At 35.4% G+C, this 24,071-nt stretch carries 26 protein-coding genes, 2 tRNA genes and 1 pseudogene; 13 read left to right on the forward strand and 16 right to left on the reverse strand.

Going from position 1 to position 24,071, the window contains the following annotated elements; genetic code table 11:
• Position 1 precedes the first annotated feature (1 nt).
• The 4 genes from ACZ47B_RS09615 to ACZ47B_RS09630 are packed head-to-tail and all read left to right on the forward strand — an operon-like array spanning position 2 to position 2,889.
• Positions 2 to 763, forward strand: a complete 762-nt coding sequence (locus ACZ47B_RS09615; RefSeq protein ID WP_464894315.1) for an acyl-CoA dehydratase activase — start codon at positions 2 to 4, stop codon at positions 761 to 763.
• A 12-nt stretch (positions 764 to 775) separates the two neighbouring features.
• A complete protein-coding gene (gene yedF / locus ACZ47B_RS09620; RefSeq protein WP_464894316.1) occupies positions 776 to 1,366 on the forward strand; it encodes a sulfurtransferase-like selenium metabolism protein YedF in 591 nt (196 codons plus the stop codon).
• A gap of 24 nt (positions 1,367 to 1,390) precedes the next feature.
• Positions 1,391 to 2,422, forward strand: coding sequence for a selenide, water dikinase SelD (gene selD / locus ACZ47B_RS09625; RefSeq protein ID WP_464895726.1), 1,032 nt, complete (start codon positions 1,391 to 1,393; stop codon positions 2,420 to 2,422).
• On the forward strand, positions 2,422 to 2,889 hold the full coding sequence (locus ACZ47B_RS09630; protein WP_464894317.1) for an HAD family hydrolase: 468 nt from the start codon (positions 2,422 to 2,424) through the stop codon (positions 2,887 to 2,889). The genes selD and ACZ47B_RS09630 overlap by 1 nt, the downstream gene beginning before the upstream one ends.
• Positions 2,890 to 2,909: 20 nt before the next feature.
• Here the strand turns inward: ACZ47B_RS09630 and ACZ47B_RS09635 are convergent, their stop codons facing one another.
• From ACZ47B_RS09635 to ACZ47B_RS09655, 5 genes and pseudogenes are all read right to left on the reverse strand, one after another.
• The gene (locus tag ACZ47B_RS09635; protein ID WP_464894318.1) at positions 2,910 to 5,384 is read right to left on the reverse strand and encodes an EAL domain-containing protein; all 2,475 of its coding nucleotides are present in this window, start codon (positions 5,382 to 5,384) and stop codon (positions 2,910 to 2,912) included.
• Between the two features lie 14 nt (positions 5,385 to 5,398).
• A pseudogene (locus ACZ47B_RS09640) lies at positions 5,399 to 6,303 on the reverse strand (cytochrome-c peroxidase).
• A gap of 54 nt (positions 6,304 to 6,357) precedes the next feature.
• Positions 6,358 to 6,630 carry a heavy-metal-associated domain-containing protein gene (locus ACZ47B_RS09645; RefSeq protein ID WP_464894319.1) on the reverse strand — a complete coding sequence of 91 codons (273 nt, stop codon included), beginning with the start codon at positions 6,628 to 6,630 and terminating at the stop codon, positions 6,358 to 6,360.
• Between the two features lie 2 nt (positions 6,631 to 6,632).
• Positions 6,633 to 7,211: a mercuric transporter MerT family protein gene (locus ACZ47B_RS09650; RefSeq protein ID WP_464894320.1), complete on the reverse strand. Its 579-nt coding sequence runs from the start codon at positions 7,209 to 7,211 to the stop codon at positions 6,633 to 6,635.
• The gene (locus ACZ47B_RS09655; RefSeq protein ID WP_464894321.1) at positions 7,208 to 8,296 is read right to left on the reverse strand and encodes a transglutaminase-like domain-containing protein; all 1,089 of its coding nucleotides are present in this window, start codon (positions 8,294 to 8,296) and stop codon (positions 7,208 to 7,210) included. Before ACZ47B_RS09655 ends, ACZ47B_RS09650 begins: the two co-directional genes overlap by 4 nt.
• Before the next feature lie 210 nt (positions 8,297 to 8,506).
• Between ACZ47B_RS09655 and ACZ47B_RS09660 the strand changes: the two genes are divergently transcribed.
• The 3 genes from ACZ47B_RS09660 (at position 8,507) to gltA (ending at position 11,049) form a co-directional block, all read left to right on the forward strand.
• A tRNA-Ser gene (locus ACZ47B_RS09660) sits at positions 8,507 to 8,595 on the forward strand.
• Between the two features lie 229 nt (positions 8,596 to 8,824).
• Complete coding sequence (locus ACZ47B_RS09665) at positions 8,825 to 9,676, forward strand: sulfide/dihydroorotate dehydrogenase-like FAD/NAD-binding protein (RefSeq protein ID WP_464894322.1); 852 nt, start codon at positions 8,825 to 8,827, stop codon at positions 9,674 to 9,676.
• Positions 9,664 to 11,049, forward strand: coding sequence for an NADPH-dependent glutamate synthase (gltA, locus tag ACZ47B_RS09670; protein ID WP_464894323.1), 1,386 nt, complete (start codon positions 9,664 to 9,666; stop codon positions 11,047 to 11,049). Before ACZ47B_RS09665 ends, gltA begins: the two co-directional genes overlap by 13 nt.
• A gap of 36 nt (positions 11,050 to 11,085) precedes the next feature.
• Here gltA and ACZ47B_RS09675 read toward each other — a convergent pair whose 3' ends face one another.
• The 5 genes from ACZ47B_RS09675 to purT are packed head-to-tail and all read right to left on the reverse strand — an operon-like array spanning position 11,086 to position 14,521.
• Entirely contained in the window at positions 11,086 to 11,400 is a 315-nt protein-coding gene (locus ACZ47B_RS09675; RefSeq protein WP_464894324.1) for a hypothetical protein, read from the reverse strand.
• An 11-nt stretch (positions 11,401 to 11,411) separates the two neighbouring features.
• Positions 11,412 to 11,909: a YajQ family cyclic di-GMP-binding protein gene (locus ACZ47B_RS09680; protein ID WP_464894325.1), complete on the reverse strand. Its 498-nt coding sequence runs from the start codon at positions 11,907 to 11,909 to the stop codon at positions 11,412 to 11,414.
• A gap of 1 nt (position 11,910) precedes the next feature.
• A complete protein-coding gene (locus ACZ47B_RS09685; protein ID WP_464894326.1) occupies positions 11,911 to 12,849 on the reverse strand; it encodes a D-2-hydroxyacid dehydrogenase in 939 nt (312 codons plus the stop codon).
• On the reverse strand, positions 12,846 to 13,358 hold the full coding sequence (locus tag ACZ47B_RS09690) for a helix-turn-helix domain-containing protein (protein WP_464894327.1): 513 nt from the start codon (positions 13,356 to 13,358) through the stop codon (positions 12,846 to 12,848). The genes ACZ47B_RS09685 and ACZ47B_RS09690 overlap by 4 nt, the downstream gene beginning before the upstream one ends.
• Positions 13,355 to 14,521, reverse strand: a complete 1,167-nt coding sequence (purT, locus tag ACZ47B_RS09695; RefSeq protein WP_464894328.1) for a formate-dependent phosphoribosylglycinamide formyltransferase — start codon at positions 14,519 to 14,521, stop codon at positions 13,355 to 13,357. The genes ACZ47B_RS09690 and purT overlap by 4 nt, the downstream gene beginning before the upstream one ends.
• Positions 14,522 to 14,655: 134 nt before the next feature.
• Here purT and ACZ47B_RS09700 point away from each other — a divergent pair, with 134 nt between their 5' ends.
• Entirely contained in the window at positions 14,656 to 15,399 is a 744-nt protein-coding gene (locus tag ACZ47B_RS09700) for an alpha/beta hydrolase (protein ID WP_464894329.1), read from the forward strand.
• 28 nt (positions 15,400 to 15,427) lie between these two features.
• Here the strand turns inward: ACZ47B_RS09700 and rpsU are convergent, their stop codons facing one another.
• A complete protein-coding gene (gene rpsU / locus ACZ47B_RS09705; protein ID WP_464894330.1) occupies positions 15,428 to 15,640 on the reverse strand; it encodes a 30S ribosomal protein S21 in 213 nt (70 codons plus the stop codon).
• A gap of 75 nt (positions 15,641 to 15,715) precedes the next feature.
• On the opposite strand from rpsU, the gene ACZ47B_RS09710 reads away from it, so the two are divergent.
• Positions 15,716 to 16,144, forward strand: coding sequence for a hypothetical protein (locus tag ACZ47B_RS09710; protein WP_464894331.1), 429 nt, complete (start codon positions 15,716 to 15,718; stop codon positions 16,142 to 16,144).
• A gap of 11 nt (positions 16,145 to 16,155) precedes the next feature.
• Here the strand turns inward: ACZ47B_RS09710 and rplT are convergent, their stop codons facing one another.
• The 5 genes from rplT to ACZ47B_RS09735 form a co-directional block, all read right to left on the reverse strand.
• On the reverse strand, positions 16,156 to 16,506 hold the full coding sequence (gene rplT, locus ACZ47B_RS09715; RefSeq protein ID WP_464894332.1) for a 50S ribosomal protein L20: 351 nt from the start codon (positions 16,504 to 16,506) through the stop codon (positions 16,156 to 16,158).
• Positions 16,507 to 16,622: 116 nt separating this feature from the next.
• Positions 16,623 to 16,814, reverse strand: coding sequence for a 50S ribosomal protein L35 (rpmI, locus tag ACZ47B_RS09720; protein ID WP_464894333.1), 192 nt, complete (start codon positions 16,812 to 16,814; stop codon positions 16,623 to 16,625).
• Between the two features lie 116 nt (positions 16,815 to 16,930).
• The gene (gene infC, locus ACZ47B_RS09725) at positions 16,931 to 17,428 is read right to left on the reverse strand and encodes a translation initiation factor IF-3 (RefSeq protein ID WP_464895727.1); all 498 of its coding nucleotides are present in this window, start codon (positions 17,426 to 17,428) and stop codon (positions 16,931 to 16,933) included.
• Between the two features lie 20 nt (positions 17,429 to 17,448).
• A complete protein-coding gene (gene thrS / locus ACZ47B_RS09730) occupies positions 17,449 to 19,299 on the reverse strand; it encodes a threonine--tRNA ligase (RefSeq protein ID WP_464894334.1) in 1,851 nt (616 codons plus the stop codon).
• 293 nt (positions 19,300 to 19,592) lie between these two features.
• A tRNA-Val gene (locus ACZ47B_RS09735) sits at positions 19,593 to 19,668 on the reverse strand.
• A gap of 101 nt (positions 19,669 to 19,769) precedes the next feature.
• Between ACZ47B_RS09735 and ACZ47B_RS09740 the strand changes: the two genes are divergently transcribed.
• The 4 genes from ACZ47B_RS09740 to ACZ47B_RS09755 all read left to right on the forward strand — a co-directional run bounded on the left by ACZ47B_RS09740 (position 19,770) and on the right by ACZ47B_RS09755 (position 24,047).
• Entirely contained in the window at positions 19,770 to 21,140 is a 1,371-nt protein-coding gene (locus tag ACZ47B_RS09740; RefSeq protein ID WP_464894335.1) for a phosphomannomutase/phosphoglucomutase, read from the forward strand.
• A gap of 67 nt (positions 21,141 to 21,207) precedes the next feature.
• The gene (locus ACZ47B_RS09745; protein WP_464894336.1) at positions 21,208 to 22,392 is read left to right on the forward strand and encodes an ATP-binding protein; all 1,185 of its coding nucleotides are present in this window, start codon (positions 21,208 to 21,210) and stop codon (positions 22,390 to 22,392) included.
• Between the two features lie 10 nt (positions 22,393 to 22,402).
• Positions 22,403 to 23,416 (forward strand): dihydroorotase, encoded by a 1,014-nt coding sequence (gene pyrC, locus ACZ47B_RS09750; protein WP_464894337.1) that lies wholly within the window; start codon positions 22,403 to 22,405, stop codon positions 23,414 to 23,416.
• Positions 23,397 to 24,047, forward strand: coding sequence for a response regulator transcription factor (locus tag ACZ47B_RS09755; protein ID WP_464894338.1), 651 nt, complete (start codon positions 23,397 to 23,399; stop codon positions 24,045 to 24,047). Before pyrC ends, ACZ47B_RS09755 begins: the two co-directional genes overlap by 20 nt.
• Positions 24,048 to 24,071 lie beyond the last annotated feature (24 nt).

Consider the following 24,071-nt stretch of genomic DNA (forward strand, 5'->3'; position numbering starts at 1 on the left):
TATGTACTGGGGTGTTGATGTAGGCTCAACTTATACAAAGATAACCGGTATAGATGAAAATGCTAACATTGTAGATAGCAGTGTCATACCGACTATCATAGACCAAGATGAGATTGTAGCAGAGTTTTTAAAAGATAAAGATGTGCAGATGCTTGTAGCTACCGGTTATGGCAGGCATATGATAGAAGAAAAGTTTTCCTGCCCTGTTATAAGCGAGATAAAGGCTCATGCAAAAGGAGCATATTTTTTCAGTAAAGATGCAGATCTTGTTATAGACTTGGGAGGACAGGATAGTAAAGTTATAAAACTTGACGGTAGCGGAGGTTTTGTTGACTTTAGGATGAATGACAAATGTGCAGCGGGAACAGGAAAATTTTTGGAGATTGCGGCAAACAGGATGGGGCTTGATATGCAGACTTTTTCACAATTGGGCTTTAAAGCTGACAAAGAGCTTGAGATATCAAGTATGTGTGCGGTTTTTGCAGAATCTGAAGTGATTTCTCTTATGGCAAAAAAAGAGAGCGCGGCAAATATATGCTATGGAATCCACTCCTCTATAGCTTCAAGGCTCTCTTCGATGGCTAAAAGATTTGCCACAAAGAGTAACTATATATTTTTTAGCGGAGGCGGTGCTTTAAATCCTTTTTTAAGACACCTGCTCTCGCAAAAGTTGGAAAAAGAGATACTTGTTTCTGATAAACCTCAACTTATGGGTTCTATCGGTGCCGCATTGGCTGGATATGAAATATGTCAAGAAATTTAACAGGAGAAAGATATGAAGATAGATTGTTGTGATTTAGCTTGCCCTGAGCCGGTTTTAAGAACAAAAAAAGCTTTGGAAGAGCTTGAGGATGACTCTATACTTGAAGTTTTGGTAAATTCTATCTCAAGTATAGAAAATATAAAAAGATTTGCCTCAAAGCAAGGATATGAAAGCAGAGTAGAAGAAAAGGAAGATGGTAAAAGTATAGTAACTATCATAAAAGGGTATGAGTGTGCTATAATACCAAAAAAAGAGGAAGATTTTTTAAATAAAACCGTTTTTGTCAAGAGTGATAAGATAGGAGCAGGAGAACTTGGTAAAACTTTGATGAAAAGTTTTTTAAAGACTATATTGGAGTTTAAAGTACTTCCTAAAAATATAGTTTTTGTAAACGAAGGAGTTTTTTTAACTACAAAAGAGGAAAATTTAGATCTTATTAAGAGTTTAAAAGAACTAGAAAAAAGAGGGGTAAATATCTACAGTTGTGGGCTTTGTCTCAATTTTTACAAGATTGCCGCAAATGATCTTAAAGTAGGTGAAGTAGGCAATGCTTATGACAGTGTTGATATGCTTTTAAACAGTGAATCGGTAACATTAGGATAGAGTTGGAGGATATATATGAGAAAGATGGATAACAGTTACAAACTAACAAAGTATGTTCAAGCAGCAGGTTGAGCAGCCAAATTGGCTCCGGAGGAGCTAACTCATGCTATTGGCAGTTTAACTTGCGATAATGAAAATTTACTAACAAAACTTGACTGCAATGAAGATGCGGCTGTTTTTAAACTTGATGAAGATAAAGCGATAGTTCAAACGGTTGATATCATAACCCCAGTAGTTGATGATCCTTACTATTTTGGGCAAATTGCAGCGGCTAACTCACTTAGTGATGTGTTTGCTATGGGTGCGAAAGTTTTAACAGCTATGAATGTAGTGGGATTTGACGGATGCAATCATACAGCAGAAGTTTTAAATCTCATGTTAGAGGGTGCAAAAAGCAAACTTAATGAGTGTGGTGGGGCACTGGTTGGAGGACACACCATAAAAACTCCTGAGATGCTTTACGGACTTAGTGTAACCGGCATGGTTCATCCAAGTAAGATTTATCATAATAACACTCTAAGAGAAGGCGATGTTATAGTGCTAACAAAACCGTTAGGACTTGGCATACTTACAACCGCACTAAAAGCTGACATGATAGATGATAAAATGATAAATCATATAACAAGTTTGTTAGCACAGTTAAATTATAAAGCTTCAAAAGTTATGCAAAAGTTTGATGTAAGTGCCTGTACAGATGTAACCGGCTTTGGACTTTTGGGGCATATGCTTGAGATGACTTCAGATGAAACCGGCATAAAAGTTTTTAGAGACAAAGTACCTACTATCGACGGTGCTTTGGATTTGGCAGATATGGGCATCATCCCCGGTGGAACATATGCTAACAAAAACTATGTAAGTAAAAAAGTTGATTTTGCAAAGGAAAAAGATAGTGATATACTTCTTTTTGATGCTCAAACATCAGGTGGACTTTTGATAGCAGTTAGTGAAAATGAAGCCGATATGTTAGTAGGTGCATTAAAAGATGAGGGGTATATTTACAGTGCCGTTATAGGCGAAGTTATCCAAAGAGATGGAAAGCCGTTGAAGGTAGTATAATGATAGTAGATATACCCAATTTTAAAAAGATGGAGATAAAAAATATAGTTTTTGACTACAATGGTACTTTAGCAAAAGATGGCTATATGTCAGTCAAAACTGAAGAATTGCTTTATGAAATTTGTGAAAAATTCAATGTTTTTGTTATAACCGCAGATACATTTGGTACCGTTAAAGAACAGTTGAAGGATTTTGATATAGAAGTCAAAGTACTATTGAGCAGTGACCATACAAAAGAAAAAGCTGAGTTTATAAATATCTTGGGAAGAGACATAACAGCAGCCTTTGGAAATGGTAACAATGACAAGCAAATGCTTGAAGATGCTATTATCGCCATATCTGTCATGGGAGATGAGGGATGCTCCAAAGATGCACTTTTATCAAGTGATATCATTTGTAAAGATATAAATGAAGCAATGGAGCTTTTTTTGTTTCCAAAGAGATTGGTTGCTACTTTAAGAAGATAAAAATATCCTTTAAAGTTACCTCAAGAATATTCGCCAAATTTTTTTATCAACTCTTCTTTTGTAAGAGGTTTACTGAAGTAGTAGCCTTGTCCGTAGCCTATACCCATAATGCTAAGAGCTATATCTTGCTCTTCGCTTTCGATGCCTTCGGCAACGGTATGGTATCCGAAGTTGTCACTTATGGATTTGATAGTTTTTATCATTCCCCTTTCTTTGTCACCTTTGAACATTATATTTATAAAACTTTTATCTATCTTTATATTGTCTATAGGTAGCTTTATAAGATAATTTAGTGATGAGTATCCTGTGCCAAAATCATCAAGACAGATTTGAAGACCTGATTCTTTGATATTTTTTAGTATTGTTATATTATCTTCTATATTTCTCATTACCGCTGTTTCAGTTATCTCTATAGCCATATCATTTGGTATGATTTCTTCTTGATACATAATTTTTTCAAAATCTTCTATAATTTTTGGATTGTTTAACTGTGCTACAGATACATTGACTGACATATTTATTAAGTCGGACAAATTGTTTTTTAACTCTTTGTAATCTTTGCAGCTTTGAGAAAAGACAAACAACCCTATATCATATATGATACCCATATTTTCAGCGATCGGTATAAAAACATCAGGTGGTATATTGCCAAGCTTTTTACTTTCCCATCTTAAAAGTGCTTCAAGTCCAAGGATCTTTTTGGATTTAAGTGAATATTTTGGCTGATAAACCACATAAAATTCATCGTTAATCAGTGCATTTGAAAGTTCTTGTTCTATGTTGATCTGTTTTTGCAACTCTTGCGAAAAGTTTTCACTGTAAAATTTATATCCGTTTTTTCCACTCATTTTGGAAGTATACATGGCTATGTCGGCATTTTTAAGGATAGTTTGAAAGTCTTTTCCATCTTCAGGATATATGGATATACCCATACTCGCACTTGTGCTTATCTTGTGATTTTGCACGGTGATGGGTTCTTTTATCAGTTTCATCACCCGTTTTGCTACATGGTAAATATTTTCTTTTGTAACATTTTTTGTGATTATTATGACAAGCTCATCTCCCCCAAATCTATATATGCTGTCTTTGTTGTCAAGATTGTGTATGAGTCTTTTGCCAAGATACTTCAAAAGCAAGTCCCCTATGTCATGACCTAAAGTGTCATTGATAACTTTGAAATTATCTAGATCCAAAAACAGTAGAGCTATCTTTGTATCGTCTTGTTTGGCTTTTTCGATGTACTGTGTTATCTCATACTCCATCGCCCGTCTATTTTTCAATGATGTAAGCTGATCGTGTGTTGCAAGAAAAGCAACTCTTTTTTCCTGCTCTATATAGTCTGTTATATTTAGTTTTATAGCAAGGTATCCTATGAGTTTTTTGCCTTGATACATCGGTGTTATAGAAGCTTTTTCATAAAATATTTTTCCGTTTTTGTCTTTATTTATAAATTCACCACTCCATTTTTGACCGCTATCAAGTTTTTGGTTCATTTCATCATAAAATTCCTGTGGAAGTAGCCCTGATTTTAAAATCCTTGGGTTTTGTCCTAAAACTTCTTCTTTTGTATAGCCGGTATTTTTTATAAAAGCATCATTTATATATGTTATATTTCTATCTTTATCTGTCATTACTACAGTGTTGTCCGAGTTTTCAACCGCATATATAAACGAGATAAGTTTTTTTGTATTTCTTAAAAACATAGTGTATTTGTATGCAAAAAGTATGAGCAATACAAGTGCTATCACAAGAAGGATAATGATATCTGTTTTCAAACTTTTTAGATAATCTTTGAAGAAACCGTTTATAAAATAGTTAACTTTTTTTAGATTTGTTTTTAAGTTGATAGATTTTAACTCTTTACCTATAGAATTTATAGTAAATATGTGCAAAGTTGTGATTTTTATATTGCTACATATAAACTTTATCTCTTTTGGAGCATTTTTACAAGAACTATCTAGAATCTTCAAATCTTTATCTATATTTTGTTTATCGAGATTTATGCCTATAAAAAGCTTAGCGAGATTGAAAGTCGCCTCCTGGATATATCCATATCTGTTTGAGTTTAGATTTGCAACCGAGTCAAATATATACATCATCGAACTTACAGTTGTGGCATTGTATGATTTGTATCTCTCGAGTAGTTCCAGTTTTTTATGGAATTTTTTATCTAGTTTGTCAAGTGCGGTTATAACAGCAGAGTCTTTTAAAAAAAGTTCTTCATTTTCCAGTGTAGATAGTTTTTTTTCAAACTCTTTTTCAAGATTTGTTATTTTATCATAATTTACCAGTGTCAATTTTTTTGATAAAAAGAGATTGAAATTGTTGTTTATGATATAGAGTCTGTTTGTTGTCTTTATGTATTTATTGTATATGCTGAAAGTATTTTCTATTTGTATTGATTTATAAAAAAGTATGCTGACAAAAAATATAAGTATAAAAAAGAGTATGATGCCGGGCTCTTTTATATATGTTTTTAATTCATCGATTTTCACCCGCTATCCCTTTTTTACTGTTTCGGTAATTTTCCGGTTAAAGAAGTTAAAAATGCAACTATCTTATCTATATCACTCTGTTTTGCTTCTTTGCCTAGTTGGTAGTTGAGCATAAATTTGACTACATCATTTAAGTTCTTATATCTTCCATCATGCAGATAAGGTGAAGTCATAGTGATGTTTCTTAGAGTCGGTACTTTAAAAAAGTATTTATCAAGTTTGTTGTGAGTTACTTCGTATCTTCCTAAACTTTTACTTTTTGCCTGCTTGAAAACTCCAAATCTTGCATAGAGATTGCCTCCTATATTGATACCGTTGTGACAAGAGATGCACCCTTTGCTTTTAAAAAGCTCGTATCCCTCTTTTTGTATCTTTGAGATGGCATTTTTGTCGCCTCTTAAGTATCTATCAAACGGTGCATTTGGAGTAATGAGGGTTTTTCATACTCTGCTATGGCATTAGCAATATTTGCTTTTGTTATTCCGTCTTTGTAAATGCTATCAAACTCTTTTTTGTATGGACTTTTTTTGAGAATTTTTACAAGATTGGCAAAAGTGTTACCCATCTCTACAGGATTTTCTATGGGGTCCTCTGCTTGCTCTTGCAAGTCTTTGGCTCTTCCGTTCCAAAACTGGGCTATATTGTATCTTGCGTTGAAAACTGTCGGAGAGTTTATGTTTCCCATTTGTCCATTGATACCTATGGAAAATTGTCTGTTGTCATCTCCCCCGTTACTTAATATGTGACAATTTACACAAGCCACAGTACCGTTCTTGGATAGTATAGGATCAAAAAAGAGTTTTTTGCCAAGAGATACTTTTTGTGGATCGACATCATTGACTTTTAGAGGGACGGGGGTTATATCACCTGCAACTAAAAAAGATAATATACAAGTTAGTAAGATATATTTTTTTAACATATTCATATAACTCCCCTTGCTTATAGCAATTATATAGGAAATTATATCGTATTTTTACTTGATATTCATAATCTTTCCACTGTACCCGGCTTTTTTTACAGCAATTAAAAGTATCTTTTTAGAGACTTTTGTGTCATCAAAAATTACCGTGGCTTTTTGAGTATTCAGTCTTACTTTTGCTTTGATGACACCATTTGTTTTTTTAAGGCTCTTTTTTATCGCAGTAGTACACAGTGGACAAGTCATACCCTCTATCTTTATGATAGCGGTTTTTGTCTGTGCAAATATAGCTGATAAAAGTATCAATACCAATACAATCTTTTTCATAATTACTCCAATATATAACCTATCCAGTATGGATATGTGGTAAAAAATAGAACGAACAAAGTTCCAAGTATCAAGTAAAGTTTATAGTTTTTACAAAGCGTGGTTGCGCAAAAGAGTTGATTTCTCTTCTTTTTTAAGTAATCATACCATAGATACGCTATCAAGCTGACAGCAAAGATGGAAAAGTATATATGATACGGTGCAAAAACTTGTAAAAATGTTAGTGAACCCATACTAACACCAAATAACAAAAACAAAAGCGGAGCCAAACAGCAGGTACTTGCAAGTATAGCTGATATAGCCGAACCTATGATGATAGTATAAAACTTTTTATCACTCTTATCTTCTATCTGGCACTCATAACCTTTTACTAACGATATAACAGTTAGCTCTTTTGTTTTAGTTTTAATTTCAAAGTATATACCTTGGGACTTTGCAAATCTTTTTACATTTTCTATGCTTGAGAGTGAGTTTAGCTCTACTTCAACTATCCCCTCATCCCCTATATCTTCCAAAGCCTGCTTTGTTAGCAAGACAGGCTTTGGACAAGCGAGATTTTTACAGTCGATCTTTTTTATCATAACTCTTGTGAAGTTATATTGTAGCTAAACTCATGTGGCATATAGTAGTTTAAAACTTCATCATTGACTTCAGCATAAGGATAGCCAAGCATATTTAACGGATATTGAGTGGGTTTTGGGCAAAGAACAAAGTCTCTTGCCCAGTTGAATCCAACCCAATTCATTTCCCAAGAGTACAGATACTTCTCTTTTAGATTTTGAACCCTTGGATCATCATATTTTAAGTTTTCAACAAGTTCAAGTTTTGTTATATCAGCCGGATCTGAAGGTATCCAGCCGATTCCCGGTATAAAGTATTCGGCTCTACAGTGCTGCCAGGTTGATATGTTTGCAAAGCCGTTTTTATCTGCTTTTCCAAGAGCTTTTGAAAAGTGAGATAGCCCAAGCCTTATGCCAAAAACTTCGCGTGATGGGATACCGGCTGATCTTAAAAGAGCGACAAACAAGGAGCTTATATCGGTACACTTTCCGCCAAAATACCCGCTATCCATCATCTTGCCTGCATTTCCTATGCCACAACCTATAACTTTAGGGTCTCTAAAAGTCACCTTTGTAACCCAATCATATATAGCTTTTACTCTTTCAAATCTATCACTTATACCGTTAGTCAACTCTTTTGCTTTTTTAGCTATCTTTCCATCGGTTGGTATATGATAAGTCGGTTTTAAAAACAGCTTTACACTATCTGGAATAGGCAGGTTTAATTTACTCGCTTTTTCTATGAGCTTTGGATCAACTCTTCTGTATCTTGTCTCTATCTCCATCTCTATGTGTAAAGTTTTCTTTTTATCACTTTTCTTCCACTTGGTGTATAAAACTTTTGCATCATAAGGATTTTTAAGATTTATATCAAATGAGTCATAATCACCCTTGAAGTTTAAAAACTTAACCTTTTGAAACTCGGCATTAAAAGGAAGAGGATTCCAAAGACGAGCGGGAAACTCTTTTTCATCATATTTGATATCGAAATCCTGTATGACCCTAAATCTTCTTATATTGTCATTATCTGCCAAGAGTAAAGATGGTGAGAGTGAAAGCACGCCGGCACCTATGGCACTATTTTTTAAAAAAACTCTTCTGTTCATTGAAGCATCTCCTTGAATTTTTTGCAAAAATCAAGACGATAAATGTTGCATGAAGGGGTTATGAAGTTTGCAATATTTATGTCAGCCTAAACCTTAGGCAGTTTGCTGATAAAATTATAGTGAAAAAAGATTATATCGCCCTTAAAAAGTAAAAAATATTTTACTTTTGTTATTTTAAGACAAATATGCTATAATCTCATTTCAATTTTTGGGCAGATGGGAGAGCTGGTTTAATCCAGTCGCCTGGAACGCGGCCGTAGGGAAACCTACCGGGGGTTCGAATCCCCCTCTGCCCGCCAGCTACTTCATATTCTTCGATCAAACATATCCCTTGCAAATAGTAGTGATCATAAACATTTAAAACACATAATATTTAACAACTATGTAAATTTATTTAAAATCAGCTAAAAAAAAGGAAATAATATTATTATTTTATATAATTAAAGAATTAATTAATTTTTATAGTGCTAAAATTGTGTTAGTTATTGTGAAGGAAGGGTTAATCACTTCCCACTAAAGGAGGAATATATGTCATTCAAGATCACGAAAATGCTCGATTTGGATTCGATAGACTTTTTTGTTGATGTGGAGGCTCCTGAGGTTGCCGAAAGGTTTCATCCGGGACAGTTTGTCATGCTAATGACCAGGAAAGAAGGTGAGAGGATACCGATGTCCATCCAAAAAGTCAGAGATGGAAAGATAAGCATGTTCATAAGAAAGCTTGGAAAAACTTCAAGAGAGTTAAGAGACGGTTTGACGAGCTTTGAAAATGTCATAGGTCCATTGGGGCACGGTATAGAAGAGAAAAAATATGGAACGGTCGTCGTCGTTTCCGATGCGGTATGCGGCCACGCTGAAAACTATGCTATATGCGAAGCACTAAGTAAGATAGAGGGAAATGATATCATATCCATACAGACTTTTCCAAGCAAAGATGAAATTTATCCTGAAGAGTATCTAGCCAGTAGGTATGCCCACAGACACTTTATAACTACAGAAGATGGAAGTTACGGAGAAAAAGGAAGCTATGTGGTAAAACTTAAAAAATTGATAGACAATGATGTACATATTGATTTTGTCTTTGGAGGAGGAAAACTTCCTACTATGAAAGCGGTTTCCACTCTTTTGGCTATAAACAATATAGACAACTTGTTTACCACAAGACAAATGATGGTTGATGGTTCGGGAATGTGCGGCGCATGCAGGATATATATAGATGGTAAAATGAAACTAGCTTGTGTTGATGGACCAATGTTTGATAGTAGAAAAGTCAACTGGAGCAGAGCGATGAAAAGATATGCGATGTTCAAAAAAGAGGAAAAAATAGCTCTTGAATATTATGAAGCTCATGAAGGAGGATGCGGACAATGCCAAAAATAAAACCAAGAATCCCGATGAAAGAGCAGCCACCGCTTCAAAGGATAAAAAATTTCAAATCCGTTCCCTACGGTTACAGCGAAGAGGAGGCTATGGAGGAGGCAGCGAGGTGTATTCAGTGCAAAAAACCAAAATGCGAACCGGCCTGTCCTGTCAATATAGGCATAAAAGAAATGAATCTTTTAATTTCTCAGGGAAAATTTGAAGAAGCATATCTTTTGGTAAAAGAGGACAACTTTTTCCCGGCTTGTTCAGGTAGGGTGTGCCCACAGGAGAAACAGTGTGAAGGTGCATGTATCCTGGAAAAATTCGATCAGCCTGTTGCCATAGGAAAACTGGAAGCTTTCATAGCTGACTGGGGCAGGACACACAAGGTTGAAGTGGATAAAGTTATAGCAAACAATGAAGACAAGCATGTTGCCATAGTAGGCTCAGGTCCTGCGGGACTTGCTTGTGCTGCTGAATGTAGAAAGTATGGATATGCAGTTACCATATATGAAACACTTCATAAAGCAGGCGGAGTTTTACAGTACGGCATACCAGAGTTTAGACTTCCTAAAGATATAGTGGATCAGGAAGTGAAAAAACTTGAAGATATGGGAGTAAAAATCATACTCAACCATACAGTAGGACAAAATATATATTACTATGAGCTGGTTTCCCAAAATGATGCGGTATTTTTAGCGATGGGTGCAGGTGCTCCAAAATTTATGGGAATACAAGGTGAAAATCCACTGGATGGGGTTTACTCTTCAAACGAATTTCTAATAAGAGCCAATCTTATGAAAGCTTACAAATTTCCAGAGTGGGATACTCCTATAGATGTAGGCAAGATTGTTGCCGTTATAGGTGCAGGAAATGTTGCCATGGATGCGGCTAGAACTGCACTCAGACTAGGGGCAGAAGAAGTTCACATCATATACAGAAGAACAAAAGAGCATGCACCGGCTAGAAAAGAAGAGTTAGAGCACGCACTTGAAGAAGGGATAATATTTCATGAATTGGTAAATCCGGTTAGATTTCACGGCAATGATGATGGATTTATCGACTATATGGAATTGGTCAGAATGGAGCTTGTTGAAGATGAAAATGGAAAACTACATCCTACCCCTATAGAAGGAAGTACGTTTTATATGGGAGTAAATACAGTCATAGAAGCACTTGGAACAGTGCCCAACAGGCTATTTTTAGACAGAGCTCCGGAGATAAAAAGAGATGAAAGAGGCGTTATCATAGTGGATGAAAATATGATGACAAGCGTGGAGGGTACTTTTGCCGGTGGTGATGCGGCAAGTGGTGCGGCAACAGTCATAAAAGCTCTAGGCGAAGGGAAAAGAGCGGCTAAAAGCATACATGCATATTTGAGTACTCATTGATATTTTAGACTTGTTATTTCAACAAGTCTTTTATGCTCAAAGAGGTTTTTGTATCCTCTTTGAGCATATGTTTTTATAAATATACCATTTGAGTATCTCATAAGTAGTATAATCCATCTCAATCTGATCATTTGGAGTAGAGTAAAACCTTATCTTTGATAAAATGATACCGGAAACAATTTGAAGAAAGATAAAGATAAACACTGCCATCAATCCATCATCATAACTGTACCAGAAATATATAGCCAAAATGGCCGGTAAAGTAAAAAACAATGAAGCCAACAATAAGGCTAGAATCCTACACTTGAAACTTAACTCAGGTAAAATTTCTATAGGCGGTATATCTTTCAAAATTATTCTTATTATTTGAGATTGATGAAATTTAACGGTATTTGCATATCTTTCTCTTTTATCGCTTTTATGCAAGTTTGCAAGTCATCTATGGATTTTGCGGTAACCCTTACGATATCTCCTCTAATGGATGGTTGAACTTTTAGTTTGAGTGATTTTATCTCTTTTACTATACTTTTCGCATCATCACTAGATATGGTATCGACTATACTTAGATATACTTTTATATTGCCACTGCTTGCACTCTCTCTTTTCGTCTCTTTGAAAGCTTTTGGCGAAAGTCCTCTTTTTATGGCTTTGCTTAAAAGTATATCTTTTATGGCGTCTGCTTTGTTATCGCTTGAAGCTAACAAAGTTATGAGTTTGTTTTTTTCGTTATAATCTATCTCGGAAACCAAACCCTTAAAATCATACCTGTTTGTTATCTCTTTTTTTGCCTGTTCTATCGCATTTTTAAGTTCTTGTTTGTCTATCTCGGCACTTATATCGAAACTATGCTCTTTTGCCATTTTAATTCCCTCCTATAAAATTTTCTATATTTTGTATGATTTTTTTAACCAAAGTTTTTCTTGCCTCGAGGCTTGCCCATGCGATGTGAGGAGTTATAACAAGCCTGTCTTTGTTTGTTATATTTAAAAGTGGAGAATCCTCTTCTATGGGCTCATTTTTTGTCACATCAAGTCCGGCATATATATCTTTATTGTCTAAAATTTCTGCCAAATCATTTTCGTTGATGATCCCGCCTCTTCCGAGATTTAGTATGATGGAACCATCTTTAATCATAGATAACTCTTGTTTTGTTATAAGATTGTTTGTGTTATCATTTAGAGGTGCATGGATGGATATGATGTCACTTTTTTTCATCAGTTCTTTTAAGGAAACTCTTTCATATCTTTTGTCACTGTTCTTTCCGCTTGTAGAGTAGTAGATGATATTTGCTCCAAAACACTCCGCTATCTTTGCAACCTCTTTTCCTATGTTCCCAAGCCCTATGATGCCCCATGTTTTTCCGGCAATTTCCCAAAAAGGTTTATCAAGATTTGTAAATATCTCACTTTCACACCACTTTTTCTCTTTAACCAGTTTATCATAGTATCCGGTTTTACCTAAGAGGTAAAAAAGCAGTGTAAAAGTATGCTGAGTGACAGACTTGGTAGAGTAGCCGGCTACATTTTTTACCGATACTCCTTTGTTTTTGGCGTACTCTAAGTCTATATTGTTCATACCTGTTGCTGCGACACAAATGAGCTTTAAGTTTTTTGCACTATCCATGATGTCTTTATCTATGATGACTTTGTTGGTTATGATGATATCTGCCTGTTTTACTCTTTGGATGGTCTCTTCTTTGCTTTTGGTTATATCATAACCTGTGAAAGTGCCGAATTTTTTAAAGTTATCAAGTGATATGTCATCCCCAACCGTTTTTGTATCCAAAAAGACTATATTCATTTTTTACCCTTCTTTTTTTTAGATTTTTTTATCTTCTTTTTTGGTTTTGGAAGTGCTTTATTGTCATTTTTCTTTTTATCTTTGTTTTTTACATTCGTATCGATAACTTCTACACTTTGGATTTTGGGAAGAGCGTATTTTTCATTCATTAGATGAAGTATCTGTTTTAGCTGTTCATCTCTTGTGGCAAATATCTCTTCAAGCTCTTTTTTTGATTGTTCGAGGATTTGTAATTTTTCATTGATGAGTTTTGCATTTTCATCTTCGATTTTTTTAATCTTTTTTTTTAACTCATTTACCTCGTTTTCTAAAAAAGTTATATATTTTTCATTCGTGGTTTTATTTGAATTTCTTGTTTTGGGTATACTTCTTATATCATCTTCGACAACTACATACTTGAGCCCGTTTTCGTTGACTGTTTTTAGTTTACCTCTTCTGACTCTGTTATAAATCGCTTCTTTGGTTATACCAAAAAAATTAGCCGCTTCACTAACTGTTAGTTTTTTCATCTTAATTCTCTGATATTTTTTATGATATTTTCTGCCTGCTCCATCGACGGTTTGATGTCTCCAAAAACAAGGGCTACTGCCATCCTCCTTCCTTTATGAGACTCGGGCTTACCAAAAATCCTAACAAAACTGTTTTCACTAAAAGCATTGTCAGGCAGTTCAAATGTCGGTCTTACACTGTCTATATAGCTTTTGTATGCCGCACTGACACCGCTCCCGTAAGTTATAAAATCAAGTGGCAGTCCAAGTACCGCTCTGATATGCAAAGCAAACTCACTTTGGCTTTGTGTTATCATGGTTACCATACCGGTATCGTGAGGTCTTGGGCTTACTTCACTAAAGTATACTTTATCACCCTTTATGAACATTTCTACCCCAAATATACCTCTACCGCCAAGTCCATCCGTTACTCTTTTGGCTATATCTTTAGCCCTGTTCTTAGCGGTTTCACTCATATCCATAGGTTGCCATGAAAAGATATAATCCCCATCTTTTTGTATATGTCCGACCGGTTCACAAAAAACGGTTTCTTTTTCGTTTCTTGCTGTTAGGAGTGTTATCTCATAGTCAAATTCTATAAACTCTTCTACTATAAGCTCACTCGCATCCCCTCTTGCCTCTTTTGCCATTTCCCAGGAGGCTTTCAAGTCATCCTTGCTTTTTGCTATACTTTGGCCATGACCACTTGAACTCATAACGGGTTTGATAACACACGGATAACCTATAACTTCTGCAGCACTTTCCAACTCTTCAAAACTTTTTACGAACTTGTATGAACTTGTCTTCAAACCCAATTCAACCGCTGCAAACTCTCTGATATTTTTTCTATTCATTGTTTTATTTACTGCTTCGGCGTTGGGTATGACGAAAAATCCCTCTTTTTCAGCTTTGAAAAGTGCTTCTATGTTGATAGCTTCGATCTCGGGAAGTATAAAATCAGGCTTTTCTCTTTTGATAACTTCTAAAACCTCACTTTCGTTTTTCATATCTATGACATAACTTTTGTTAGCCACTAAGTGAGCGGGTGCATTTGGGTATCTATCTACCGCTACCACTTCCACTCCTAGTCTGTTTGCCTCTATAGCGACTTCTTTACCCAATTCTCCGCTTCCAAGAAGCAGTATCTTTATGCTGTTACTCTTCAATGGTGTTGTTAGTATCATGTTTATCCTTGGTTAGTTGTTTGTTATAGTTAGTATATGATACTAAAATGGAGCTAAAAATTAATTAAATTTCTTAAAATTATGCTTCAAATTTTTTGTTATAATATTTTCTTATATAAAAAGGAGAGCGTATAATGAAGAAAATATTTGTAACTGTTTTATTGGTCATGTTTTCACTGAATGCAAAAGAGATCACCATTAAAAGTGAAGATGGTTTTATACTCAAAGGGTGGATCGATTTTCCAAAAAAGAAACAAAATGTCTATCCGCTGGCGTTTTTGGTGCATCAATTTGGCAGTGACCATACCAAATGGATAGAGTTTGCAAAAGAGTTGAGAAAAAGAGGGTACGCAACTTTGATGGTTGATCTAAGAGGGCATGGAGCATCTGTAAAACAGCGTAGTAGCATAAATAAAATAGTGCCTTTTACATCTTTAGCTGATTTGAAAAAGAGTATAGAAAAGAGCTCTAAAAAAGTAAATTTCCAAAAGATACCGAGTGATCTTTCTCTTTGGCTCGATACAGTTGAAGGAGGTTATAAAAATATAGATATCCAAAATCTCTCATTTTTTGGCGCGTCACTGGGAGCTGCGGGATTGATAAGCATTATGTTTGACTATGAACCCAAAATCGCCGTTCTTTTTTCGCCCGGAAGTACAGAAGAACTTGGTGCGGAAGATAGTATAGGAGATATAGCCATACCTTTGATGTTTGTAAGTTCCGCAAAAGACTTCGCTTTAGAAAGGACATTGAACTACACTAAAGAGGCTTCTACTCCGACTACTTTGATACTGCCTGGAAACGGTCACGGAGAAGCTCTGTTTGACTTGTCAAAAAATTATGTAAGTTTGTTTTTGGATAAATATGGAGCAAGATAAGGGATCAGAAGATCCCTTATGTGTGTGATTAGAGTCTTGACTCGTAGCGTCTTAGCATATAGAGTTTTTTGAGCATTTTCTTCTTAGCGGCAATTTTTTGCTTTTTACGCTTTTCAGTTTTTGTCTCATAGTACTTTCTAGCTCTAGCTTCTGTAACTATCAAGTTACGATCTATCTGCTTCTTGAACTTTCTATACGCTTCTTCGAAAGACTCTCTAGGTCCTACTTTGATACCTGGCACCTAACATCACCACCTTTCGTAATTTTTTAGGGATGTATTATATCTAAAAATTCTTAAATGTGATATAATCCTTCCATGAAAACTATAATGACGATGATGTTTATCCTGCTTTTTGCAGGGTGTGGGGACGATGATGGCATATATACCAAATTTTATCAAAAAGATATATCATTACAAGGTATAAAAAGTGTAAAGCTTGAAGGAGATAACTACTATCTTTTGGATAAAGTCGAACATTCTTTGAAAAAATATGACATCCACAGTGTAAAAAATTCAAAATATATAGTGAAATTATACTCCCACTACGTGATATCTTGCGCAAATCCTGTAATGCATGCGATACCTGCTGATTTTAACGGATATATGGGGCTCTCTTTTTTTGTCGGTAAAAATGAAATCTACAGAGTTCAAAAAGATTTTAGAGGAAAGGTAGATAATGATATAGTTGATATGGTGGTGAAAAGGATGATAAAAGATTTAAAGCTCACTTCAAAAATGAAGTGAGCTTTAAAGTATTAAAGTGCCGCTTTTGCGCTCTCTACAACTTTTGTAAATGCTTCAGCGTCATTTACCGCTAAATCTGCCAAGATTTTTCTGTCTAAGTTTATGTTTGCTTTGTTTAGTGCATATATGAATTTTGAATAACTGATTCCGTTTAGTCTGCATGCCGCATTGATTCTGGTGATCCAGAGTCTTCTAAAGTCTCTTTTCTTTCTTTTTCTATCTCTGTAGGCATATACCAAACTTCTTTCAAGCTGTTCTTTCGCTTTTCTGAAGTGTTTTCTTCTACCGCTGTAGAAACCTCTTGCAAGTTTGAGAAGCTTTTTATGTCTTCTTCTTCTGACTGTTCCTGTTTTTACTCTCATTTTGTCTCCTTGACCTTTATATTTGGTGTCGCTCTTGGCGAACTTTCCCTTATGACCTTAGGCCTTATAAGGGGGATGAAACTTAAAAGTTTGTCTTTTAAGTAAACTTTGGTGGCTTAGCTTTGAATCATAAGATTTACAGCTTTGATATCGGCTTTGTCCACATGTTTTGGACTTCTTAAAAGTCTCTTTCTCTTAGGACTTTTTTTTGTGAGGATATGACTTCTAAAAGCACTTCCTCTTTTGATACCGTTTTTGCTTCTCTTGAAACGCTTGGCCGCGCCTCTTAGAGTCTTCATCTTTGGCATTTTAGCTCCTTTAAAAATTCTTAGCCTTTTGCTGAAAAAATCGGCAAAACAAGTGCTAAGTATCAAACCATTGTTTTATGGCTTGATACTTAGCACTTTATCGGGAATTTTACTTTTTATTTCTCTTTTTTAGGGAATGTAAGCATATTGACATATCTTCCTTCTCTACTTGGAGGAGCGTCTCTGTCAGCTATGTCATTGACCATTTCCCATACACGGTTTAGAACTTCGACACCGCCTTCTGGGTTTTGCATCTCACGTCCTCTTAAGAATACCCTGAACTTGACATGCTTTCCGGCTTCTAAAAACTCTCTGGCATGTTTTACTTTGTAGTTGATGTCATTTTGTGCAATTTTAACAGAAAGTTTTATCTCTTTAACTTCGATGATCTTCTGTTTTTTTCGTGCCTCTTTTTTCTTTTTCTCTTGCTGGTACTTGAACTTACCATAATCCATAACTTTACAAACCGGAGGTTTGCCGTTTGGTGCTATGAGAACTAGATCAAGTCCCTGCTCGTTGGCAATGTCTTGAGCTTCACGAGAAGATATGATACCGTATTGTGTCCCGTCATCACCTATACATCTGACTTCAGGAAACCTGATATCACTGTTCATCACTACATCTTTATCCTTACTCAAAAGATAACTCCATCCATTTTCTCCTTAATGAAATCTTTAAACTCTTCCAAACTCATATCGGACTGCTTTCTCTCTCTTCTGTCCCTTAGAGCTATGGAGTTGTTTTGTACCTCTTCATCACCTACTACGATGATAAGAGGAACTCTTTGCTTTTCTGCCATTCTGATACGTTTGTTTAAACTCTCATTTTTACTTGAAACTTCGCTGTCTATATCCATTTGCATAAGTTCGTTTTGTATCTTTTTAGCATACTCTATATGAGAGTCGGCTATAGGAACTATGACAACCTGTGTCGGAGCTATAAAAAAAGGAAACTCACCGGCACAGTGTTCGGTAAGGATGCCTATAAATCTCTCAAATGATCCTAGTATCGCCCGGTGCAGCATAACCGGTCTTGCTTTTTCATTGTTACTGTCTGTGTACTCGAGTTCAAATCTCTCAGGCAGGTTAAAGTCTACCTGTATAGTTCCGCACTGCCACTTTCTTTTTAGTGCATCTGTTATCTTTATATCTATCTTCGGTCCGTAAAATGCACCACCACCCTCATCTATACCGTAACTTATACCATTTTCATCAAGTGCGTCCATAAGACCTTTTGTAGCCTTTTGCCATATATCATCACTTCCTATGGCTTTATCGGGTTTAGTCGATACTTCCATCTCATACTCAAAGTCAAAACTTTTCATGATGTCATCGACAAAGCCCAAAACTTCCAAAACATTCTCTTTGATTTGCTCAGGTGTACAAAATATATGCGCATCATCTTGGGTAAATTCTCTCACCCTGAACAATCCGTGTAAAACTCCACTCATCTCGTGTCTGTGAACGACTCCATACTCGAAAAATTTTAAAGGAAGGTCTCTATAGCTTCTAAGTTCACTTTGGTATATCTTTATATGACCTACGCAATTCATGGGTTTTATGCCGTACTCTACCGTTCTTGGATTTTTCTCGTCACCTTCATTGATCTGGGTAAAGTACATATTTTCGCCGTAATTGTCATAATGACCGCTTATCTTCCATGCTTTACTTTTTAGGATTTCAGGTCCACGAACCGGCTCATAACCTCTTCTTCTGTGAGACTTGTAAAGAAGATGCTCTAGCTTGCTTCTTAGTCTTGCTCCGTTTGGCAGCCATAAAGGAAGCCCTGCACCTATATCTTCATCGAAAGTAAAAAGCTTCAACTCTTTTCCGAGTTTTCTGTGATCTCTCTTCTTTGCTTCCTCTATCATTTGAAGATACTCTTTCAAGCTCTCCTTGGTAGCAAATGCAGTTCCATAGATCCTTGTAAGCATTTCATTGTTTTCATCACCACCGAGATATGCTCCGGCTATCCTTGTAAGCTTGAAAAATTTGATATATTTTACATTTGGTAGATGAGGTCCGCGACAAAGATCTTCAAAATCACCCTGCTTGTATATACCTACCTTGGCATCTTCCGGGATGCGTTTTAAAACTTCGAGTTTAAGATCGTCATCTTTGAATTTTTCAAGAGCTTCTTTTTTGGTTATGGTGTATTTGGTTATCTCATATCTTTTTTTAACAAGCTCTTTCATCTTTTTTTCTATATCTTTAAGATCCGCTTCGCCAAGACTCTTATCCACTCTAAAGTCATAGTAAAAACCGTCTTCTATGACAGGACCTACGAAAAACTTTGCTTCGGGATAGAGACTTTTTATGGCTTGAGCCATAAGGTGGGCTGCAGAGTGTCTTAAAACTTCAAGGGATTCTTTGGAGTTGTCAAGATGGATTTTTTGAGCATTTTGTATATCTATACCGTTTTCTTTTGCAGTTTGCAGGTCGATGATCTCGTCACCGACTTTTAAAGCTATAACTTCTTCTTCCAAAAATTACCTCGTTTTTATTAGATTGATACTACACAAAATTTATTCACGGTGCTAATTTACTAAAGGACACTACAAATTGACTAAAAACCGCAAACGGGAGAAGCGTAAAGCCAACGACAACTGCTTGTCGTTGGTAGCTTCGCACGGCGAGACGCTTATGCAAGTTTATCTTGCATAGTCTACGCCTGTAAAGCGCCCTTCGGGTTAAGTACGGTTTTCTTAATGTCAATTTTCCGTTTAAATTAGCAATGCTCATAAATCTTGTATAATATCGACTATATTATATATTGTAATGGTGGTCGCAACAGGACTTGAACCTGTGACCACTACCTTGTCGAGGTAGTGCTCTACCAACTGAGCTATGCGACCAAAATTAAGAGACTAATTTTATCGAAATTAAGTTTAAGTATAGTTTAGAGTAGTAAAGAGTATAATTCAAACAAGTAATTAGGCTTATTTTAAGGAAATAGATGGAAAATATCTTTAGAGAATACGATATAAGAGGGATTTTTGAAAAAGAGTTAAATGAAAAAAGTGTAAAACTCATAGGCTATCTTTTGGGGATAAAGCTTAAAAAACATGGAAAATATGTAGGTATCGGCTATGATGCTAGAACACATTCGCCGATTTTGAGAGATTATCTCGCAAGCGGTTTTATAAAAGCTGGAGTAAAAGTGCTTGATATGGGGCTTGTTCCCACTCCAGTATGCTACTTTGCAAATTATGTCGAATTTAGCGGTATACAAGCAGCCGGAACGGTCATGATAACCGGCTCCCACAACCCAAAAGAGTATAACGGTTTCAAGATAACCATAGATAAAAAACCTTTTTTTGGTAATGACATATATGCTTTAAGAGATGAGTTTTTCAAACTGCAAGATATGCACATAGAGGATAACACAACCTGCATCAAGATACCCGCAAAGAAAAAATATATCGACTTCATGATAAAAGAGTTCTCTTTCCTGGAAGGACTTGAAACAAAAGTTGTTTTAGACGGAGGGAACGGTACGGCCGGAGTGGTCATAAAAGATATTTTTGATGATTTGAGACTTGATTATAAAGGGTTGTATCTTGAACCTGACGGTAACTTTCCAAATCACCACCCAGATCCTACCATAGAAGAAAATCTAAAAGAGATAAAAGAGGAATTGAAAAAAGGATTTGATATAGGATTTGCCTATGACGGGGATGCCGACAGGATAGCCGTACTTACCAAAAAATACAATATCAAAGGTGATATTTTAGCCATACTTTTTGCAAAACAGATGAAAAATCCGGTAGTCGTAGGTGAAGTAAAATGCTCTAAGGTGATGTATGATGAGATAAATAAAATGGGCGGAAAAGCCATCATGTATAAAACAGGCCACAGTAATTTGAAAGTAAAGATGAGAGAGGTTGGGGCGGATTTGGCGGCAGAAGTAAGCGGACATATCTTCTTTGCCGATAGATACTTCGGATATGATGATGCCTTGTATGCGACATTGAGAGTTTTGGAACTTGTAAAAAACGGAATGGATTTAGATAAAGAGATAGATGCTCTGCCAAAAGTTTACTCAACAGAAGAGATAAAAGTTCCTGTTGCCGAGGATAAAAAGTTTGAACTGATGAAATGGATAAAAGAGATACTCTTTAAAAGACCCTCTTATCTGTCTGAGATAAAAAGTATCATAGATATAGACGGAGTCAGGATAAACTTTGAAAACGGATGGGCACTAGTAAGAGCATCAAATACCACTCCTGTTTTGGTAACAAGATATGAAGCAACCGACAAAGAGAGTTTGGAAAATTACCAAAAAAGTGTCCAAAGACTTATAAACGAGGCAAAAGATACACTTTAAAATTATGGATTGAGACATAATTTTATGATATAATATTTTGGCTACAAACAAAATTTTAGGAATTAGAATGTTAGAATATCTTAAAAATTTTCAATTAAACTATTTAAGAAGTTTAAAAAGTGATTATAAAAGATATATTTTTAATTATATTCATTTCGATCAGAAGCTTATAGGAATTGTTGGTGCAAGAGGAGTGGGGAAAACTACATTTTTACTTCAGTATTTAAAAGAGAGTAAAATCCCATTATCAAAAAAACTATACTTTAGCGCAGATGATATAGAAGTGGATTCTCTTTTTGATATAGCCTATGAATTTAGTAAAACCGGCGGAAAATTGCTTGTTATAGATGAGATACACAAATATAAAAATTTTGAAAAAGAGTTAAAAAAAATATATGATATTTTGGATTTAAAAGTTATCTTTAGTGGTAGCAGCGCTATTAAACTCGATCACTCTAAAGCTGATCTTAGCAGAAGAGTTATGCTTTATCATATGAGAGGATTATCTTTTAGGGAATTTATAGAGTTGTCTAAAGATATAAAACTTCCAAAATATACTCTTGAAGATATAGTAAAAAATCATGTAGATATAGCTTATGAATTGGCAGAACTTTTTAAGCCGTTTGAATATTTTGAAGAGTACTTGAAATATGGGTACTATCCATTTTACTTTGAAGATAAAAAATTATATCCTATAAAATTGAAAGAGACTGTCAATACCGTCATAGAAGTTGATATTCCATCAATTTTTTCTATACCTTATGAGAATATCATAAAGTTAAAAAAGCTCGTTAGGTTGATTTGTGAGTCGAAACCTTTTAAAATAAATATAAAAGAGTTATCAGGTAAAATAGGGGTGAATGACTATCAAACTTTATACAAATACCTTGAGTATCTAAAAAAGGGAAAGATATTGCAAATTTTTAAGAGTAAAACAAGGGGTGATGGTATCTTTTTAAAGCCTGATAAAATTTATCTTAACAATACAAATCTGCACTATGCATACTGTCAAAATATAGAAAAAGGTACTATAAGAGAGTTATTTTTTGCCTCTATGCAAGATGAAGATATGATCACTATACCAAAACAGGGAGATTTTTTGGTAAAAGATAAGTATATATTTGAAATAGGCGGTAAAAAGAAAAGTTATGAACAGATAAAAGATATAAAAGATAGTTATGTAGTCTCAGATGATATAGAAGTAGGATATAAACACAAGATACCTCTTTGGCTGTTTGGGTTTATGTATTAGGAGAAAAATTATGAAGATAACTTTACATTCACCTCTTGATATGCACTTGCATTTAAGAGATGGGGAAATGTTGCAAAATATAGCAAAATGTAGCTCAAAGTACTTTGCAGGTGCTATCATCATGCCAAACTTAGTCCCTCCGATAACCACCATAGAAGCTGTAAAGGCTTACAAAAAAAGGATAATGGATGCTATAGACGGTGACGAGTTCGAGCCGTATATGACACTCTTTTTTAAAAATGACTACACTTATGAGTTTTTGAAAGAGGCTAAAAATGAGATCAAAGCTATAAAACTTTATCCAAGCGGGATCACTACTAACTCTGAAGGCGGGGTGAGTAGCTTCGAGATAGATGACTTAAAAGAGACGCTTGAGGCTATGAGTGAGCTTGGACTCCCGCTTTTGGTACATGGCGAGACAAACGGCTTTGTGATGGATAGAGAAAAAGAGTTTGGAGCATTTTATGAAAAAATCGCAAAGGCTTTTCCAAAGTTAAAGATAGTGATGGAGCATATAACGGATAAAAACAGTGTAAAACTTTTGGAAAGTTATGAAAACTTGTATGCTACCGTCACGCTTCATCATCTTCTTATCACACTTGATGATGTTGCAGGAGGACTTTTAAAACCTCATCTTTTTTGTAAACCCATAGCCAAAAAAGAAGAGGATAAAGAGGCTTTGTTGGAAGTTGCATTAAATGCTCATCCCAAGGTAATGTTTGGAAGTGACAGTGCGCCTCATCCTCAAAGTGCTAAAGAGTCTTGCGGATGTGCGGCAGGGGTTTTTTCCGCTCCTGTAGCACTCCCTGTGCTTTGCGAACTTTTCGAAAAGCATAATAAACTTGCAAATCTACAAAAATTCATAAGTGATAATGCAAGAGAGATATATGGTATCAAACCTTTGAAAAAAGATATAACTTTGGAAAGAAAAGAGTTTTTGGTGCCTGAAAAGTATGGTGATGTGGTACCGATGTTTGCAGGGGAGAAACTTGATTGGAGCTATGATGAGAGTACTTGTTCTTGAAGACAACGAACTTCTTTTGGAAACGCTTGAGGACTTTTTAGAAAACGAGGGATTTGGTGTAGATCTTGCAAAAGACGGCGAGGAGGCACTGAGGCTAAGTTATAAAAATTCATACGCTCTTTATCTTTTGGATATAAAAGTACCGCTTGTTGACGGGATAGAGCTTTTAAAAGAGTTAAGAGAATACGGGGATAACACACCTGCAATCTTCATCACTTCTTCGGTTGACAAAGAGAGCATCACCAAAGGGTATGAAGCCGGATGTGACGAGTATATAAAAAAACCTTTTGATTTGGATGAGCTTTTGATGAGGATAAAAGCAGTTTTAAAAAGAGTAGAACCCGAAGAGATCATCAAGATAAACGATGAGTACAGCTACAATATCAAAAGAAAAAGACTTTTAAAAGGCAATGAAGAGATAAAGATAAATCTAAAAGATTTACAGCTTTTGGCACTTCTTTTAAGAAACAGAGGACAGGTGGTCACCAAGGAAATGATAAAAGATGAACTGTGGCAAAGTGAAGAAATTGTAAGCAGCGGGGCTTTGAGAGTGTATATAAACAATTTAAAAAAGATATTTGGAAAAGAGGCTATAGAAAATATACGAGGCCTTGGATACAGGTTTTTATAATTGAGAATTGAGAATTGAGAATTG

The sequence above is a fragment of the Thiofractor thiocamini genome (genome assembly GCF_055384375.1).

Coding starts and splice junctions, on each gene's coding strand:
- gltA (WP_464894323.1), top strand. CDS start 9,664: ATGCCAAAAATAAAACCAAGAATCCCGATGAAAGAGCAGCCACCGCTT.
- infC (WP_464895727.1), bottom strand. CDS start 17,428: ATGAACAGTGATATCAGGTTTCCTGAAGTCAGATGTATAGGTGATGAC.
- ACZ47B_RS09685 (WP_464894326.1), bottom strand. CDS start 12,849: ATGAATATAGTCTTTTTGGATACAAAAACGGTTGGGGATGACATATCA.
- ACZ47B_RS09740 (WP_464894335.1), top strand. CDS start 19,770: ATGGAAAATATCTTTAGAGAATACGATATAAGAGGGATTTTTGAAAAA.
- purT (WP_464894328.1), bottom strand. CDS start 14,521: ATGATACTAACAACACCATTGAAGAGTAACAGCATAAAGATACTGCTT.
- ACZ47B_RS09755 (WP_464894338.1), top strand. CDS start 23,397: ATGAGAGTACTTGTTCTTGAAGACAACGAACTTCTTTTGGAAACGCTT.
- ACZ47B_RS09615 (WP_464894315.1), top strand. CDS start 2: ATGTACTGGGGTGTTGATGTAGGCTCAACTTATACAAAGATAACCGGT.
- rpmI (WP_464894333.1), bottom strand. CDS start 16,814: ATGCCAAAGATGAAGACTCTAAGAGGCGCGGCCAAGCGTTTCAAGAGA.
- ACZ47B_RS09680 (WP_464894325.1), bottom strand. CDS start 11,909: ATGGCAAAAGAGCATAGTTTCGATATAAGTGCCGAGATAGACAAACAA.
- ACZ47B_RS09650 (WP_464894320.1), bottom strand. CDS start 7,211: ATGATAAAAAAGATCGACTGTAAAAATCTCGCTTGTCCAAAGCCTGTC.
- ACZ47B_RS09710 (WP_464894331.1), top strand. CDS start 15,716: ATGAAAACTATAATGACGATGATGTTTATCCTGCTTTTTGCAGGGTGT.
- ACZ47B_RS09630 (WP_464894317.1), top strand. CDS start 2,422: ATGATAGTAGATATACCCAATTTTAAAAAGATGGAGATAAAAAATATA.
- ACZ47B_RS09645 (WP_464894319.1), bottom strand. CDS start 6,630: ATGAAAAAGATTGTATTGGTATTGATACTTTTATCAGCTATATTTGCA.
- ACZ47B_RS09655 (WP_464894321.1), bottom strand. CDS start 8,296: ATGAACAGAAGAGTTTTTTTAAAAAATAGTGCCATAGGTGCCGGCGTG.
- ACZ47B_RS09700 (WP_464894329.1), top strand. CDS start 14,656: ATGAAGAAAATATTTGTAACTGTTTTATTGGTCATGTTTTCACTGAAT.
- rplT (WP_464894332.1), bottom strand. CDS start 16,506: ATGAGAGTAAAAACAGGAACAGTCAGAAGAAGAAGACATAAAAAGCTT.
- yedF (WP_464894316.1), top strand. CDS start 776: ATGAAGATAGATTGTTGTGATTTAGCTTGCCCTGAGCCGGTTTTAAGA.
- ACZ47B_RS09745 (WP_464894336.1), top strand. CDS start 21,208: ATGTTAGAATATCTTAAAAATTTTCAATTAAACTATTTAAGAAGTTTA.
- ACZ47B_RS09665 (WP_464894322.1), top strand. CDS start 8,825: ATGTCATTCAAGATCACGAAAATGCTCGATTTGGATTCGATAGACTTT.
- ACZ47B_RS09690 (WP_464894327.1), bottom strand. CDS start 13,358: ATGAAAAAACTAACAGTTAGTGAAGCGGCTAATTTTTTTGGTATAACC.
- pyrC (WP_464894337.1), top strand. CDS start 22,403: ATGAAGATAACTTTACATTCACCTCTTGATATGCACTTGCATTTAAGA.